This window comes from Pseudomonas sp. QD4 (assembly GCF_049199125.1).
In the GTDB taxonomy this organism is placed as follows: Bacteria; Pseudomonadota; Gammaproteobacteria; order Pseudomonadales; family Pseudomonadaceae; genus Aquipseudomonas.
Window position 1 is genome coordinate 1136433 of the sequence record NZ_JBLZOM010000001.1, and the last position, 15619, is coordinate 1152051.

Sequence of the window (15619 nt, forward strand, 5' to 3'; positions counted from 1 at the left end):
ACAAGGTGGTGAAGCTGGACGGGACACTCGGGTCACATTCACCTTCGCTGCGATGGGCATCTGCAAAAACGACTGACGCATCACGCGCGCAATGCCTTTACAGGTGTCCATCCGTTGCGCAGCTTAACGAGTGCGGCAAGGCCGCTGCTTGCGATGCTGCGACATATTCGGTCATTGGCACGCACCCGACGCGCCGCACCCCGCACAACACTAGCAGCCAGCGGGCCGAACCGTGGCCTGAACCTGGTTTTCGGGGTACTGGCGTACCAGAAATGACCCGCCAGGGCGACTGCGGTCACGACCTGTTCTCAGACACGCAAACCAGCAGAAATTCCCCAGGGCTGGCAGAATTGCGCTTTGCCTGCCCCGCTGTGGGTCCGTGCAGCCACTCTTCAGGAACAGCCCCATGCAACTGACCACCGCCCATTTGATCGCCAACCCCTGCGATGACGAAGAAGACAACATGGCCATGCTCTGCTGCCACAGCAGCCAGGGCGACATGTTTCTGATGAGCCGCTACCCGGATGAGGACGAGCTGGAAATCACCCTCGACGGTGAGCCTTCGACCCTGGACGGGGTGAAAGTCACCCTGAGCCCGACCCGCCTGCTGATCGAAATCGCCGCGGCCGACGCCGACGCCCTCAACGGCGACGACCACCTGGAAATCCACCACGCCACCGCCGCCAGCGACCTCGCCGAAGTCGAACTGACCCTGCAAAACATCCTCAAGGGCACCGGCACCTATATAAGCCAGCTGTAAGCCCTGTGGCCGCCGGGAGGGTGTCGGACAAACCTGTATCGCCCTCCCCGGCCTGCGCAGCCTGCGGCAGCGGCTACAGCGCTACGGGCTGATTTTTTCGACTAAATCGGCAATTCCGGATTTCCCCGTTAGTCGGCACCCCCTGCTATGGATTAAAGTATCGCCCCCAGCCCCGGCGTTACTCGAACACCCGGGCTCTCCCTCTCCAGGAACAGTCATCGATGGAACATCGTGAAGCGCTGCTTGCGCTGCGAACCTTTCTTTCAACGCAGATTCTCGGCCAGGAAAAACTCATCGAGCGCCTGCTCATCGCCCTCCTCGCCGACGGTCACATGTTGGTCGAGGGTGCGCCAGGCCTGGCCAAGACCAAGGCCATCAAAGAGTTGGCCGAAGGCATTGAAGCGCAGTTCCATCGTATCCAGTTCACCCCTGACCTGTTGCCGGCCGACATCACCGGCACCGAGATCTATCGCCCGGAAACCGGCAGCTTCGTGTTCCAGCAAGGCCCGATCTTCCACAACCTGGTGCTGGCCGACGAAATCAACCGCGCCCCGGCCAAGGTCCAGTCGGCCCTGCTGGAGGCCATGGCCGAGCGCCAGGTCAGTGTCGGGCGCAGCACCTATGAGCTGTCGCCCCTGTTTCTGGTGATGGCGACCCAGAACCCCATCGAGCAGGAAGGCACCTACCCCCTGCCCGAAGCCCAGCTCGACCGCTTCCTGATGCACGTGAAAATCGGCTTTCCCGACGCCGCCGTCGAACGCCGCATCCTGCAACAGGCCCGTGGCGAAGCCCTGAACGGCGAAACCAAGCCCGAACGCCGGGTCAGCCAGCAGGCGATTTTCGCCGCGCGCAAGGAAATCCTCGGCCTGTACATGGCCGACGCCGTGGAGGAATACCTGGTGCAACTGGTCATGGCCACTCGCACCCCGGCCAAGTTCGACCCGGAGATGGCCGAGTGGATCGCCTACGGCGCCAGCCCCCGGGGCTCGATTGCCCTCGACCGCTGCGCCCGGGCCCACGCGTGGCTGGCCGGGCGCGACTTCGTCAGCCCGGAAGATATCCAGGCCGTGCTGTTCGACGTATTGCGCCACCGCATCATCCTGTCCTTTGAAGCCGAAGCCGCAGGCATCGACCAGGACCGGGTGGTCCAGCGTATTCTCGACGTCGTTGCCGTCGCTTGACCCCCATGAGCCCGAGCCCCAAGACCGCCGAACCCGGCATCCGCATCAGCCTCGCCGAGCTGATCGAGATGCGCCATCGGGTGCGCGAAGTGCAGCTGTTCTCGACCCCGAGCCAAGGCAGCCCGCTGATCGGCCTGCACCACTCGAAACTCCGTGGACGCGGGGTCGACTTCGATCAGGTGCGGGTCTACCAGGCCGGCGACGACGTGCGCACCATCGACTGGCGCGTGACGGCGCGCACCCAGGAACCGCACACCAAGCTGTTCCATGAAGAACGCGAACGGCCGATTTTCATCATGGTCGAGCAAAGTCGCCGGCTGTTCTTCGGTTCCGGGCTGATGTTCAAATCGGTGCTCGCCGCCCAGGCCGCGAGCCTGATCGGCTGGGCCGCCCTGGGTCACAACGACCGGGTCGGCGGCCTGGTGTTCGGCGATGACGAACACTACGAAATCAAGCCGCGCCGCAGCAAACAGAGCCTGTTGCAGCTGCTCAACCGCCTGGTGCGGGTCAACCAGTCGCTGCACACCGAGACCGAACCCGAGCGCGATGCCCTGGGCACCGCCCTGCGCCGTGGCCGCGAAGTCCTGCGCCCGGGCAGCCTGGTGATCGTGATCTGCGACGAGCGCGCGCTGTCCGACGCCGCCGAACAACAGCTGAGCCTGCTTTCACGCCATTGCGACCTGCTGCTGATGCCGCTGTCCGACCCCCTCGACCACGCCCTGCCCGCCGCCGGCCTGCTGCGCTTTGCCGAGCGTGGTGCGCAGCTGGAGCTCGACACCCTGAATTACGACCTGCGCCAGGCCTACCGCGCCATGAGTGAGGCGCGCATCGCCCGTTGGGAGCTGCTGGCGCAAAAGCTGCGGGTGCTGCTGATGCCCCTGAGCACCCAGAGCGAGATGGTCGAACAACTGCGCGAATACCTGAACCCGCAACGCCCGGGTAAATCCCGATGAGCAGCCTCGAACAACTGCAGCCCTTGATGGCCCCGCCCGCCATCGGCTTCTGGCCGCCCGCCCCGGGCTGGTGGCTGCTGCTGGTGCTGCTGCCGTTGCTGGGGTTCGGCCTGTGGCGGCTCAAACGCTGGTGGCCGCGCAAGCGCCCCATCGTGCGCGCCGAACTGCCCCTGGACCCGGTGCGCCTGGCGGCCCTGGCCGAACTGGCGCTGCTGCCCAAGCCCTACGACGGCGCACCGGCCGGGGCCTGGCTGCAACAGCTCAATGCGCTGCTCAAGCGCCTGTGCCGCAACCACTACCCCTACAGCCAGAGCCATACCCTGAACGGCCGCAAATGGCTGGCGTTTCTCGACAACCGCTGCCCGGCTGCGGGGCTGACGCGCTGGATGGTGCTGGTGGAAGGCGCCTACAAGCCCGAGTGCAAGCTCGACGACAAAGCCATCGCCGGCCTGACCCAGGCGGTCGACACCTGGATCCGCAAACATGTTTGAGTTCGCCTGGCCCTGGGTCTTTGCCCTGTTGCCACTGCCGTGGCTGCTGCGGGTGCTGCTGCCGGTGGCCGACAGCGGCGAGCCGGCGCTGAAGATCAGCTTCCTCACCGAACTCGAAGGCCTTACCCGGCGCCGGGCCCGGGCCAACCTGCCGGCCTGGCGCCAGCAGGCACCGTTTATCCTGCTGTGGCTGTTGCTGCTGCTGGCTGCGGCCCGTCCCCAATGGCTGGGCGAACCCCTGCCGGTGGCGGCCAGCGGTCGCGACCTGCTGGTGGCGGTGGACGTGTCCGGCTCCATGGACTTCCCCGATATGCAGTGGCTGGACGAAGACGTCAGCCGCCTGAGCCTGGTGCAGCACCTTCTGGGGGACTTTCTCGAAGGCCGCGAAGGCGACCGCGTGGGCCTGATCCTGTTCGGCAGCAAGGCTTACCTGCAGGCGCCACTGACCTTCGACCGCCGCACGGTGCGCATCTGGCTGGATGAAGCGAAGATCGGCATCGCCGGTAAAAACACCGCCATCGGCGATGCCATCGGCCTGGCCTTGAAACGCCTGCGCCAACGCCCGGCGCAAAGCCGGGTGCTGATCCTGGTGACCGACGGCGCCAACAACGGCGGCGAAATCGACCCCCTGACCGCTGCGCGCCTGGCCGCTGAAGAAGGGGTGAAAATCTACCCGATCGGCATCGGCGCCGACCCCGAGCAAAGCGGCACCCAGGGCCTGCTGGGGCTGAACCCGAGCCTCGACCTGGACGAGCCGGCCCTCAAGGAAATCGCCACAGTCACCGGCGGCCGCTACTTCCGCGCCCGCGACGGCCAGGAGCTGCAAGCCATCAAGGAAACCCTCGACCAACTGGAGCCCGTGGCCCAGCAGCCGACCCAGGCGCGCCCGGCCCAGGCGCTCTATAGCTGGCCGCTGGCCCTGGCGCTGATTTTCAGCATGCTGCTGGTGGTGCGCGAGCGTTGGCCGGAGAACCCGCTGCAACGGTTCTTCACCAAGGCGCACTTCCTGCAACCGGCCCATGACTGGCGCGAGCGTCTCAAACGCCTGCGCCTGCGGAGGCGTCGATGATCGCCGCGCTCTGGCCGCACTGGTTCCGCCCCGCCTGGCTGCTGCTGTTGCTGCCGCTCGGCTGGCTGCTGTGGCACCTCTGGCATCGGCAAAAACGCGCCGGGCGCTGGCAGATGATCCTGCCACCGGCCTTCCATGCTGCCCTGCTCAGCGGCGGCAACGGCCGTGAGAGCAAAATGCCCTGGGTGGTGCTCGGCCTGGCGTGGCTGATCGCGGTCCTGGCACTGCTCGGTCCCAGCTGGCAGCGTGTGGAGCAAATCAGCCAGAAGCCCGCCGACCCGCTGGTGGTGCTGCTGGAGCTGACGCCGCAAATGCTTGCCAGCGACGTGCCGCCCAACCGCCTCGAACAGGCGCGGCGCAAGCTGCTGGACCTGCTGCAACTGCGCAGCGACGCGCAGACCGCCATCGTGGTCTACGCCGGCAGTGCCCACACCCTGGTGCCGCTGTCGGACGACCTGGCCACCAGCCGCAACCTGCTCGAAGCGCTCAAGCCGTCGATCATGCCCGAGGCCGGCCAGCGCGCCGACCTCGCGGTGCACAAGGCCCTGCAACTGCTGGACCAGGGCGCCCTGGGTCAGGGCCGGATCCTGTTGATCGCCTCGTCCCTCAGCGAACAGGAACGCCAAGGCATCCGTCAGGCCCTGGGTGGCCGTGCACCGCAACTGTTGATGCTGGGGATCGGCAGCCGTGACGGTGCACCGGTGACCCAGGAAAACGGCAGCCTGCTCAAGGATGACCAGGGCGCGATCCTGGTTTCGCGCCTCGACAGCCCGAGTCTGAAAAGCTTCCTCGGCGACCTCGGCGGGCGTTATCGCCAGGTGCGCCTGGATGACAATGACTTGCGCGGCCTGGGCCTGCTGGGTGGCCCGCGCAACCTGCGCGACGACGGCCAGACCCTGCAACTCGACACCTGGGCCGACCAGGGTTACTGGCTGCTGTTGCCGCTGTTGTTGCTGGCGGCCTGCGCCGGGCGCCGTGGCTGGCTGTTCTGCCTGCCGCTGCTGTTCATGCTGCCGCAGCCCAGCTACGCCTTCGAGTTCAACGACCTGTGGCTGCGGCCCGACCAGCAAGGCCAGCGCCTGTTGCAACAGCAACGCCCCGCCGACGCGGCGCGGCACTTCCAGGACCTGCAATGGCAAGGCGTGGCCCTGTATGAGGCCGGCGACTACGCCGCTGCCGCTCAGCGCTTTGCCGAAGGCAGCGACGCCCGCGCCCACTACAATCGTGGCAACGCCCTGGCCCGCAGCGGTGAGCTGGAGGCCGCGGTGGACGCCTACGAACAGGCCCTGGAGTTGCAGCCCGACCTGCAACCGGCGCTGCAGAACAAGGCCCTGGTCGAAAGCCTGCTGCAAGAACAACAGGTGACCACGCCCGAGGTCCCGGACAAGGAGCAGCCTGGCGACGGCGACGAAACCGGCACCTCGGCGCAATCGGGCGCTGCCAACCAGGGCTCCCAGGCACCCGGCGAGCACGAAAACCAGGGGCAGAACCCGCCTGCGGGCAATGGCCAGGGAGACGAAGAGCAACCTGCGGACACCCAGGCCCAGTCCGGGCAGTCCGATGTACCGGGTTCCGAACTGGGTGACGAGCGCACCACCACACCGCCCCTGCGCGCCGGTGCAGAGACCCTGGACGGCGAGCGCCGGCAGGCATTGGAGCAATGGCTGCGCAAGATTCCGGACGACCCCGGCGAATTGCTGCGGCGCAAATTCTGGTACGAACAGCAACAACATCAGGATCAGGGAAAAACTCGATGACCCGCTTCACCGCCCTCTTGCTCACCTTCTTTCTCTGGGCCTCCCTGGCCCAGGGCGCCGGGCTGGTCGCCAGTGTCGACCGCAGCCGGGTGAACTCCGGAGAAACCGTGGAGCTGACCCTGGAGTCCAACGACGTCACCCTGTTCGGCAAACCCGACCTGGCGCCGCTGGAGCCGTCGTTCGAGGTGCGCGGCACGCGCCAGGTCAACCAGTTGACCACCCTGAGCGATGAAAGCCGCGCCACCACGCGCTGGATCATCACCCTGCTGCCACGCCAGACCGGCACCGTGCTGATCCCGGCCCTGCAACTGGGCGAGGTGCAGAGCCAGCCGATCACCCTGCAGGTGATCGAGAGTGCTGTGCAACTGCCCGACAGCCGCATGGAGCCGGTGTTCATCGACGTCAGCCTCGACCAGGACAGCGTCTACGTGCAGGCCCAGGCCCTGTTGACCCTGCACATCTACCATTCGGTGGCGCTGTACGACGACAGCAGCCTGACCCCGTTGCAGATCGGCGACGCCCGAGTCGAACAGCTGGGCGAGCAGCGCACCTTCGAGAAGGTCATCAATGGCGTGCGCCACGGCGTGATCGAGATGCGCTACGCCATCTACCCGCAACACAGCGGCGCGCTACTGATCCCGGCGCAGACCTTCAGCGCGACCATGGTCGACGTCAAGCCAAGCCAGGAGCCGGCGCCCTTGGGGCCCAAGCCGGGCAAGCTGATCCACGTCAGCTCCGCCGAAATGCCGCTGTCGGTCAAGGCCAAGCCCGCCGCCTACCCGGCCGACGCTCCCTGGTTGCCGGCCCGCAGCCTGAGCCTGAGCGAAAGCTGGAACCCGGAGCCGGACAATCTGCAGGTCGGCGACTCGGTGACCCGCAGCCTGACCCTGCGCGCCGAAGGCCTGTCCAGCTCGCAACTGCCGCCCCTGCCCAGCAGTGAAGTCAGCGGCCTGCGCAGCTACCCGGACCAGCCGCAGTTGAGCAACCAGAACAGCGAGCGCGGGCTGATCGGCATTCGCGAAGACAGCCAGGCCCTGGTGCCCAACCGCAGCGGCAGCATTGAACTGCCGGCGGTGGAAGTGGTGTGGTGGAACACCTTCGAAGACCACCTGGAACGCAGCACCCTGCCCGCCCGTACCCTGCACGTGGCGAACAACCCGAGCCTGGTGGTCGACACCCCGGCCGGCAACCCGACACCGAGCAGCAGCGTCGACAATTCCAGCCTCTGGGCCTGGCAACTGAGCACACTGCTGCTGGCCTGCACCACCCTGATCGGCTTCGGCCTGTGGTGGCGCGCCCGCTGGCAACCGGCGATCCTGCGGGCGGCGCAAACCGGGCCCAGCCCGCGCACGCTGCTCGACGACCTGAAACGCGCGAGCCTGGCCAACGACCCTCAGGCCACCCGCCAGGCCCTGGATGCCTGGGCTCGCCAGCAACCGGAAACCCTGGCCGACATGGCCGCACGCTTCGTGCCGCTGTCCGACGCCCTCGACGGCCTCAACGGCGCGCTCTACAGCGAAACCGGCCAATACTGGCAAGGCGAAGAACTGTGGCGCGCGATTCGCACCATCCCCATCAATGAGCGGGTCCAGGCCCCGGTGGCCGACACCAGCAGCCTGCCGCCCCTTTACCCTAAGTAGGGCCGCGGCAAGCTTTGAGCTTCTAGCTACAAGCTTGCCGCTGCTTTCTGGAGCTTATTTTGCGACTGTTCCACACCTCCGACTGGCACCTGGGGCAGAACCTCCACGGCCAGGAACGCGACTTCGAACATTCCAGCTTTCTCGACTGGCTGCTGCGCCAGCTCAAGCAGGAGCAGCCCGATGTGCTGCTGATCGCCGGCGATATCTTCGACACCGTCAACCCGCCGGTCAAAGCCCAGGAAGGCCTGTACGACTTTATCGTCAGCGCCCACGAACAGCAGCCGCTGCTGACCATCGTGATGATCGCCGGCAACCACGACTCCGGGGCTCGCATCGAACTGCCCGCGCCCTTGATGCGGCGCCTGCGCACCCACGCCCTGGGCCGGGTGCTGTGGCTGGATGATGGCCAGCTCGACGCCGAACGCCTGCTGCTGCCATTGCCCGACGCCAGCGGCGCGATTGGCGGCTGGTGCCTGGCGCTGCCCTTTTTGCGCCCGGCCGAAGTCACTGGTGCGCAACTGGGCGACGACTACCTCAAGGGCATCGGCCAGGTGCATGAACGCCTGATTGCCGCCGCCGAGGCCAAGCGCGAACCGGGCCAGGCCCTGATCGCCATCAGCCACGCGCACATGGCCGGCGGCTCGATCTCGGAAGACTCCGAGCGCAGCCTGATCATCGGCAACGCCGAAGCCCTGCCCGCCAGCCTGTTCGGCCCAAGCATCAGCTACGTCGCCCTCGGCCATTTGCACAAACCGCAAAAGGTCAACGGCGAAGAGCGCATCCGCTACAGCGGTTCGCCGATCCCGCTGTCGTTCTCGGAGATCGACTACAAGCACCAGATCCTCGACGTGCGCCTGGACGGCGAGACCCTGGTCAGCGTCGAACCCAGGCTGATTCCCCGCGCCGTGCACCTGCAACGCCTGGGCCCGGCGCCACTGGCCGAGATCCTGCTGCAACTGGGGCAACTGCCGGACATCGACCTGCTGGCCGACGAACAGCGCCAGCCCTGGCTGGAAGTGCGGATACGGCTCGACGAACCCCAGCCCGACCTGCGCCAGCAAGTGGAAACCGCCCTGCAGAACAAGGCCGTGCGCCTGGTGCGGATCGCCGCCGAATACGCCGGCAACCGTACTGGCGACAGCAGCGAGGACGGCGCGCAACTGATCGAACTCGACCAGCTCAGCCCCCAGGAGCTGTTCAGCCGCGCCTGGCACGACAGCTACGGCAGCGAGGTCGACGAACAGACCCTCAAGGACTTCGCGGTGCTGCTGCAGGACGTGCAGATGGAGACCGAACAACCATGAAGATTCTTGCCATCCGCCTGAAAAACCTGGCCTCCCTGGCCGGCCCGTTCGAGATCGACTTCACCGCCGAGCCCCTGGCCAGCGCCGGCCTGTTCGCCATCACCGGCCCTACCGGTGCCGGCAAGAGCACCCTGCTCGACGCCCTGTGCCTGGCCCTGTTCGGCGCCGTGCCGCGCCTGAGCAATATCGGGCGCGAGACCAAGGTCCCGGAGGTCGACAGCGAGATCCTCACCAGCGACCCCCGTACCCTGCTGCGCCGTGGCACCGGCAGCGGTTATGCCGAGGTCGACTTTGTCGGCATCGACGGCCGTCGCTACCGCGCGCGCTGGGAAGCCAACCGCGCCCGGGACAAGGCCAACGGCAAGTTGCAGGGCAGCCGCCAGAGCCTGACGGACCTGGACCAGGAACAGCTGCTGAGCAACCAGGGCAAAAGCGAATACAAGCAACTGATCGAAGCCAAGCTCGGGCTCAACTTCGAGCAATTCACCCGCGCGGTGATGCTAGCCCAGAGCGAGTTCAGCGCCTTCCTCAAGGCCGATGACAAGGACCGCAGCGAACTGCTGGAGAAGCTCACCAACACCGCGATCTACAGCCAACTGGGGCGGCGCGCCTACAGCAAAAGCAAAGAAGCTGAAGAGGTACACAAGGAGCTCAAGGCCCAGGCCAGCGGCATCGTTCCCCTGGAGCCCGAGGCCCGGGCCGAGCTGGATCGGCGCTTCAACGACGCCCAGCAGCAGCTCAAGACCCAGCAGGCCCAACTCAGGCAGTTAGAACAGCAGAACACCTGGCTCAAGGAACTGCGGCAGTGGCAAGAGGCGCAGCACAGCTCCAGCGAGCAGTTGCAAGCCGCCGAGCACGAGGGGCAAACCCTGGCCCCGGAACGCCTGCGCCTGCAGCGCCTGGAACACCTGGCGCCGCAGCGGCATCAGTTTCTGCGTCAGGCTGAACTGAGCCAGGCCCTGGAACCGCTGCGCCAGCAGATCGGGCAACAGGCCGCGCAGCAGATCGACCTGCAACAGCGCCACGAACAGCTGCAACAGCAGTTGCTGGATGCCGGCGGCGCCCTGGCCCAGGCCCAGAGCCAGCACAGCGACAGCGTGCCGTTGCTGCGCGAAGCCTTTGCCGAACAGGGCAACCTGAGCCGCCTGAGCCAGAGCCTGGAGGATGCCGGGCAACAGCAGAGCCGCGCCGAAACGGCAAGCGTGGAAGGCCAGCAGAGCATTGTGCACCTGCTGGAACAACAGCGCCTGGTGGGCGAGCGCCTGGAGCGAATCGCCGGGCAACTGGCGCAAAGCGCCGCCCTCGCGCCCCTGGGCGAGGCCTGGAATGTCTACCGCGAACGCTTGCAGCAGCTGATGCTGATCGGCAATCGCCTGAACCAGGGCCGAGCAGAACTGCCGGCCCTGGAACAGCAATCCAATACCGCCGCCCAACACTTGAGCGAGCAGCGTGCGCACCTGGAACTGCTCTACCGCGAAGCCGGCGCCGAACCCCAGGCCGTGGCCGAGCAGATCGAACTGCTGGACGGCCTGCTCAAGGACAACCGCAAGCAACAGCGCGCCATCGAGGACCTGGCACGGCTCTGGGCCCAGCAGCAGGAACTGGACCAGCGCGGCCAGGCCCTGCTGGACAAGCAGCAGGCGGTGGCCACCCAGCGCGAAGAACTGAACAAGGTCGGCTTGCAGGCCAAGGCCGAGCTGACGGTGGCTGAGCAGACCCTGAGCGTCACTCAGGCCCTGCTCGAACGCCAGCGGCTGGCCCGCAGCGCCAGTGTCGAAGAGCTGCGCGGGCAGTTGCAGGATGACCAGCCGTGCCCGGTGTGCGGCAGCGCCGAACACCCCTATCACCAACCCGAAGCCCTGTTACAGAGCCTCGGTCGCCACGACGAAAGCGAAGAGGCCAACGCGCGCAAGACCGTGGATGGCCTCAAGGAGCAACTCAACGAACTGCGGGCCCAGGTCCAGGGCCTGATCGCCCAGCAGAAAGAGTTTCTGCAACAGCAGGAGCAACTGGCGGTCCAGCAACAGGCCCTGGCCCCAAGCCTGCAAGCCCACCCGCAGAGCGCCAGCCTGCTGGACCAGGACCCGGCCAGACGGGACGCCTGGCTGCATCAGCAACTGGAGCAGTTGCAGCAGAGCATCACCCAGGATGAAAGCCGCCAGGGTGCCCTGCTGACCCTGCAAAAAGACGCAGCACGCCTGCAACAGCAATTGCAGCTCGCCGTCGAAGCCAGCCAGCAGGCGACCCAGCACCTGCACAAACAGCAGGAGCAACTGGGCGCCGACCAACAGCGCCTGGAAGAAGAACTGGCCAGTTTCAATCAGTTGCTGCCGGCCGAGGTCCTCGACGGCCTGCGCCGCGACCCGGCCAACACCTTTGTGCAGCTGGACCAGCAGGTGCTGCAACGCATCGAGCAGTTGCGCGAGCACAAGGACGAGGCCGAGGAACAGCAACAGCGCCAACTGACCCTGGAGAAAGAACAGGACCGCCAGTTGACCCGTCAGCAGCAACTGGCAGACGCCCAGCAGCAGTTCGCCGGGCTCAGCGCCCAGCAGCAGGCTTGCCAGCACAAACTCGCTGAGCTGCTGGGGCAACACAGCAGCGCCGAGCACTGGCAACAACACGTGGATCAGGCCGTGGAGCAGGCTCGCAGCGCCCAGGCCACAGCCCAGCAGCAACTCCAGGACCTGCATCAGCAACTGATCCAGCTCGGCGCCGAACTCAAGGCCCGCGAAGAACGGCGACTGGCTCTGGAGGATGAACAGCAACAACTGGCTGCCAGCATCCAACACTGGCGCGCCGGGCATCCCGAACTCGATGACGAGGGGTTACAGCAACTGCTGGCTCTGGATGAACCACAGGTCCAGCAGTTGCGTCAGCGCCTGCAAGCCAATGACAAGGCCATCGAGCAGGCCAGGGTATTGCTGCAGGAACGTCAGCAGCGCCTGGAACAGCATCAGGCCCAGCACAACGGCAACCTCGCGGCCGAGGAATTGACCCAGGCCCTGGAGGCCTTGCAGCAGGAGGCCCTGGCCAGCGAACAGCAGGTGGCGGAACTGCGCGCGCAGCAGAGCGAAGACCAACGCCGCCAGGATGCCAACCAGGCCCTGGGCCAGCGCATCAGCGACGCCTACAACGAATGGCAGCGCTGGGCGCGCCTCAACGCCCTGATCGGCTCGGCCACCGGCGACACCTTCCGCAAGATCGCCCAGGCCTACAACCTCGACCTGCTGGTGCACCACGCCAATGCCCAGCTGCGGCAACTGGTGCGCCGCTACCGCCTGAAACGCGGTGGCAGCATGCTTGGCCTGCTGGTGCTGGACACGGAAATGGGCGATGAACTGCGCTCGGTGCACTCGCTGTCCGGTGGCGAGACCTTCCTCGTGTCCCTGGCACTGGCCCTGGGCCTGGCGTCCATGGCATCGAGCACGCTGAAGATCGAATCGCTGTTTATCGACGAGGGCTTCGGCAGCCTCGACCCGGAATCCCTGCAACTGGCGATGGACGCCCTGGATGGCTTGCAGGCCCAGGGGCGCAAGGTGGCGGTGATTTCCCACGTGCAGGAAATGCACGAACGAATTCCGGTGCAGATCCAGGTCCGCCGACAAGGCAACGGCCTGAGCACCCTGGAGGTCAAATGAGTCAGGCCGCCGCGACCCTCTACTCCTTTCGCCGTTGCCCCTACGCCATGCGTGCCCGCCTGGCGCTGCGCTACTGCGCAGTGACAGTGGACATCGTCGAAGTCAGCCTCAAGGCCAAGCCGGCGCAGATGCTCGCGCTGTCGAGCAAAGGCACGGTGCCGGTGCTGGAGGTGCAAGGCCAGGTGATCGATGAGAGCCTGGACATCATGCGCTGGGCCCTGGCCCGGCACGACCCGCAGGATTGGTTGCTGCGCCAGGACCCGGCGGCACAGGAGGCCATGGCGGCGCTGATCAGCGACAACGATCAGGGCTTCAAGCACTGGCTCAATCGCTACAAATACCCCGAGCGCCATCCGCAGGAGTCCATGGCGCACTACCGCGCTCAGGGCGAACTGTTTTTGCAGCGGCTGGAACGGTTATTGAGCGAGCGCGACTACCTGCTGGCCGAGCACATGAGCCTGGCAGACGCAGCCCTGGTGCCTTTTGTGCGCCAGTTCGCCCATGTCGACCGCGAATGGTTTGCCCAGGCGCCCTACCCGCGCCTGCAGGATTGGCTGCGGCGGATCCTGGACTCGGAACTGTTCGTGGCGGTGATGGCCAAGCCAAGCTGATTGACCCCAGGCGCCGGTGATATCACGGGCGCCCTGGCAGGCCCGGCGCAGACTCAGTCCTGCAACAGACTCAGCATGCGCTCGCGTGAGGCTTCCGGTTCGCCTTCGACCGGCTGCGCCGCCGAGACGATCGGGGTGGAATAGAGAAACAGAAGTACCACTGCCAGACGCATGACCATGCTGTCGATCCTTTGCTGGGAAAGAGTCAAAAAGTTAGCGTCAAATTTAAACATATGGCGATATGACATTACCAAGACTATTTCCCGGCACCGGGCTCGCGTGTCGCAAACACGTGATGCAGGAGCGACATCACTGCTGACCCCGCCGAGTGACCGAGGGGGGAGCCAATGACTTCGCTCCTGCATACGTTGCTTGAAAACAGGGGTGGTTGAACGCTCAGTGCTGGGTCTTGTGGTCCAGGGCGGCGTAGAAGTTGGCGCTCTGTTGCAGGTATTTCTGGGTGTAGGTGTTGGTGCGCGACTGTTTGCTGCTGACCTCGGAGCTGGCGCTGGCAGGCAAGGCCACGGTGGCGGAGATGGCGGAAGCGGCGATCACGGAGAAGAGATTGAAGTTCATGGCGGTAACCCTCGGATGCAGTTGGTTGACTTCCCGTATGGCGGTTGAGCCCGGGCGGTGAAGCAAAACTACGCCCGAGGGTGGGCGCGTTGAAATTCATTGCACAAGTAGCGGATATCAGTGGGATTAATACAAGGAGGCAGGCCCCGTAAACCGGGGCCTGCGGCCTATTGACGCACCAGGAACTTGATGTCGCTGGGGGCATCGAACGCCAGTTTCTGCACGGTTTTACCCAGCAGGCCGGTGTTCGGGTCGCGCTCGACGACCACGATCTGGTTGCTTTTCTGGTTGGCGATCAAGACGAACTTGCCGCTGGGGTCGAGGCTGAACTCCCGTGGATGGTCGCCCTCGACCGAGCGCCGTTGCAGTTCCTTGAGCTGGCCGCTGGCCGGGTCGATGGCGAATACCAGCAACTCATTGGCGGTGCCGCGATTGCTGACATACAGGAACTTGCCGTCCGCCGAGGCATGCAGGGCTGCACCGGCGCGCTTCTCAGGCGGCTGCTCGGCGGCCAGGTCGACCAGTTGGCGCTGGGTCAACTGCCCGGCCTGGTAATCGAACACCGCGACCTGGGCACTCATTTCCATGCTCAGGTAAGCGTGCTTGCCATCGGCGCTGAACAGCAGATGGCGCGGGCCGCTGCCCGGCGGCAGGCTGACGAAGGCCGGCTTGGCGGCGGTCAGCGGCAGCTCGGGGTTGGCCTTGGGGTCGTAGCGGTAGACGAAGATCTTGTCGGCGCCCAGGTCATTGGCGAAGACAAATTGCCCGTCAGGGGCTGAGACCACGGAATGCACGTGGGCCGAAACCTGACGCTCCGGATTGACCCGGCTCGCCGGGTGGCTGCTCAGTTGCACCGGCGGCGACAGCTTGCCCTCGGGGCTGACCGGCAATACCGCCAGGCTGCCGCCCGGGTCTTCGCTCACCGAGTAGTTGCCGACGAACAGATAGCGGCCATCGGCGCTGAGGCTGGAATGGGTGGGTTCATTGCCCAGGCTTTGCACCTGATTGATCAACTGCAGCTGGTGGCTCTTGGGGTCGAGGCGAAAGCTGCTGACCCGGCCCACCGGATCGGCCTGGCCGGGGCCGTTTTCATTGACCGCAAACAGCAGTTTCTGGTCCCGGGACAGTGTCAGCCAGGACGGGTTGGCGCTCTTCACCACTTGCAGCGCCTTGGCCGCGATCTGCCCGGTGCTGCTGTCGAACTGCAGGCGGTAGATCCCTTCGCTGGTGCCCTGGGTGTAGGAACCGACCAACAGTTCGTGGCTGTCCACAGGCGCCGCCTGGACGCCCATGGCGCCGACACTGCCGGCCATCAGCAGAGGCCAGAAATTACGCATCTTCATCGTGCTCTTCCTCATCATCGCGGGCAGTGAACGCGCTCATGCACACCAGGCGGTGCTCGCCGGAATCGCCAAGGATGGTCCAGCTTTGCAAGGTCTCATCGAAGGTTGCGGCCTGCACCTGGGCCAGGCTGAAGTTCCAGCGCTTGGCCGCCCGGCCGTCCATGCATTCGATCAGCAACTGCTGGTCGTCGAGGGAGAAATCAAAGGCATGCAGGCCGTCGATCTCCAGCATGTCGCAGGTTTCAAGGGCGGTGAGCAAGGTAGCGGTCATGGCAGTCAATCATCAAAAGGGA

Annotated in this window: 14 protein-coding genes; 10 read left to right on the forward strand and 4 right to left on the reverse strand. The window is 65.7% G+C overall.

Annotated elements, in window-relative coordinates; genetic code table 11:
- Positions 1-406: 406 nt before the first annotated feature.
- The 10 genes from ACOZJV_RS05015 to ACOZJV_RS05060 all read left to right on the forward strand — a co-directional run bounded on the left by ACOZJV_RS05015 (position 407) and on the right by ACOZJV_RS05060 (position 13407).
- A complete protein-coding gene (locus ACOZJV_RS05015; RefSeq protein WP_078473757.1) occupies positions 407-760 on the forward strand; it encodes a hypothetical protein in 354 nt (117 codons plus the stop codon).
- A 221-nt stretch (positions 761-981) separates the two neighbouring features.
- A complete protein-coding gene (locus ACOZJV_RS05020; protein WP_003218556.1) occupies positions 982-1941 on the forward strand; it encodes an AAA family ATPase in 960 nt (319 codons plus the stop codon).
- 5 nt (positions 1942-1946) lie between these two features.
- On the forward strand, positions 1947-2894 hold the full coding sequence (locus tag ACOZJV_RS05025) for a DUF58 domain-containing protein (RefSeq protein ID WP_421546993.1): 948 nt from the start codon (positions 1947-1949) through the stop codon (positions 2892-2894).
- Entirely contained in the window at positions 2891-3385 is a 495-nt protein-coding gene (locus ACOZJV_RS05030) for a DUF4381 domain-containing protein (protein ID WP_421546994.1), read from the forward strand. The genes ACOZJV_RS05025 and ACOZJV_RS05030 overlap by 4 nt, the downstream gene beginning before the upstream one ends.
- A complete protein-coding gene (locus ACOZJV_RS05035) occupies positions 3378-4454 on the forward strand; it encodes a vWA domain-containing protein (protein WP_421546995.1) in 1077 nt (358 codons plus the stop codon). Before ACOZJV_RS05030 ends, ACOZJV_RS05035 begins: the two co-directional genes overlap by 8 nt.
- Positions 4454-6211: a tetratricopeptide repeat protein gene (locus tag ACOZJV_RS05040; protein ID WP_078473779.1), complete on the forward strand. Its 1758-nt coding sequence runs from the start codon at positions 4454-4456 to the stop codon at positions 6209-6211. The genes ACOZJV_RS05035 and ACOZJV_RS05040 overlap by 1 nt, the downstream gene beginning before the upstream one ends.
- Positions 6208-7851, forward strand: a complete 1644-nt coding sequence (locus tag ACOZJV_RS05045) for a BatD family protein (protein WP_421546996.1) — start codon at positions 6208-6210, stop codon at positions 7849-7851. The genes ACOZJV_RS05040 and ACOZJV_RS05045 overlap by 4 nt, the downstream gene beginning before the upstream one ends.
- Positions 7852-7910: 59 nt before the next feature.
- Positions 7911-9155: an exonuclease SbcCD subunit D C-terminal domain-containing protein gene (locus ACOZJV_RS05050; RefSeq protein ID WP_421546997.1), complete on the forward strand. Its 1245-nt coding sequence runs from the start codon at positions 7911-7913 to the stop codon at positions 9153-9155.
- Positions 9152-12796 carry an AAA family ATPase gene (locus ACOZJV_RS05055; RefSeq protein ID WP_421546998.1) on the forward strand — a complete coding sequence of 1215 codons (3645 nt, stop codon included), beginning with the start codon at positions 9152-9154 and terminating at the stop codon, positions 12794-12796. Before ACOZJV_RS05050 ends, ACOZJV_RS05055 begins: the two co-directional genes overlap by 4 nt.
- Positions 12793-13407: a glutathione S-transferase gene (locus tag ACOZJV_RS05060; protein WP_421546999.1), complete on the forward strand. Its 615-nt coding sequence runs from the start codon at positions 12793-12795 to the stop codon at positions 13405-13407. The genes ACOZJV_RS05055 and ACOZJV_RS05060 overlap by 4 nt, the downstream gene beginning before the upstream one ends.
- Positions 13408-13460: 53 nt before the next feature.
- Here the strand turns inward: ACOZJV_RS05060 and ACOZJV_RS05065 are convergent, their stop codons facing one another.
- The 4 genes from ACOZJV_RS05065 to ACOZJV_RS05080 all read right to left on the reverse strand — a co-directional run bounded on the left by ACOZJV_RS05065 (position 13461) and on the right by ACOZJV_RS05080 (position 15606).
- Positions 13461-13586, reverse strand: coding sequence for a hypothetical protein (locus ACOZJV_RS05065; RefSeq protein WP_020296071.1), 126 nt, complete (start codon positions 13584-13586; stop codon positions 13461-13463).
- Between the two features lie 217 nt (positions 13587-13803).
- The gene (locus ACOZJV_RS05070; protein ID WP_078473750.1) at positions 13804-13983 is read right to left on the reverse strand and encodes a hypothetical protein; all 180 of its coding nucleotides are present in this window, start codon (positions 13981-13983) and stop codon (positions 13804-13806) included.
- 167 nt (positions 13984-14150) lie between these two features.
- Positions 14151-15326: a lactonase family protein gene (locus ACOZJV_RS05075; protein ID WP_421547000.1), complete on the reverse strand. Its 1176-nt coding sequence runs from the start codon at positions 15324-15326 to the stop codon at positions 14151-14153.
- Complete coding sequence (locus ACOZJV_RS05080; protein ID WP_078473748.1) at positions 15313-15606, reverse strand: DUF5629 family protein; 294 nt, start codon at positions 15604-15606, stop codon at positions 15313-15315. Before ACOZJV_RS05080 ends, ACOZJV_RS05075 begins: the two co-directional genes overlap by 14 nt.
- Positions 15607-15619: the final 13 nt, after the last annotated feature.

Bases quoted from the DNA above. Each gene is read 5' to 3' on its own strand.
- ACOZJV_RS05015 (WP_078473757.1), top strand. From the start codon at position 407: ATGCAACTGACCACCGCCCATTTGATCGCCAACCCCTGCGATGACGAA.
- ACOZJV_RS05020 (WP_003218556.1), top strand. From the start codon at position 982: ATGGAACATCGTGAAGCGCTGCTTGCGCTGCGAACCTTTCTTTCAACG.
- ACOZJV_RS05025 (WP_421546993.1), top strand. From the start codon at position 1,947: ATGAGCCCGAGCCCCAAGACCGCCGAACCCGGCATCCGCATCAGCCTC.
- ACOZJV_RS05030 (WP_421546994.1), top strand. From the start codon at position 2,891: ATGAGCAGCCTCGAACAACTGCAGCCCTTGATGGCCCCGCCCGCCATC.
- ACOZJV_RS05035 (WP_421546995.1), top strand. From the start codon at position 3,378: ATGTTTGAGTTCGCCTGGCCCTGGGTCTTTGCCCTGTTGCCACTGCCG.
- ACOZJV_RS05045 (WP_421546996.1), top strand. From the start codon at position 6,208: ATGACCCGCTTCACCGCCCTCTTGCTCACCTTCTTTCTCTGGGCCTCC.
- ACOZJV_RS05055 (WP_421546998.1), top strand. From the start codon at position 9,152: ATGAAGATTCTTGCCATCCGCCTGAAAAACCTGGCCTCCCTGGCCGGC.
- ACOZJV_RS05060 (WP_421546999.1), top strand. From the start codon at position 12,793: ATGAGTCAGGCCGCCGCGACCCTCTACTCCTTTCGCCGTTGCCCCTAC.
- ACOZJV_RS05065 (WP_020296071.1), bottom strand. From the start codon at position 13,586: ATGGTCATGCGTCTGGCAGTGGTACTTCTGTTTCTCTATTCCACCCCG.
- ACOZJV_RS05070 (WP_078473750.1), bottom strand. From the start codon at position 13,983: ATGAACTTCAATCTCTTCTCCGTGATCGCCGCTTCCGCCATCTCCGCC.
- ACOZJV_RS05075 (WP_421547000.1), bottom strand. From the start codon at position 15,326: ATGAAGATGCGTAATTTCTGGCCTCTGCTGATGGCCGGCAGTGTCGGC.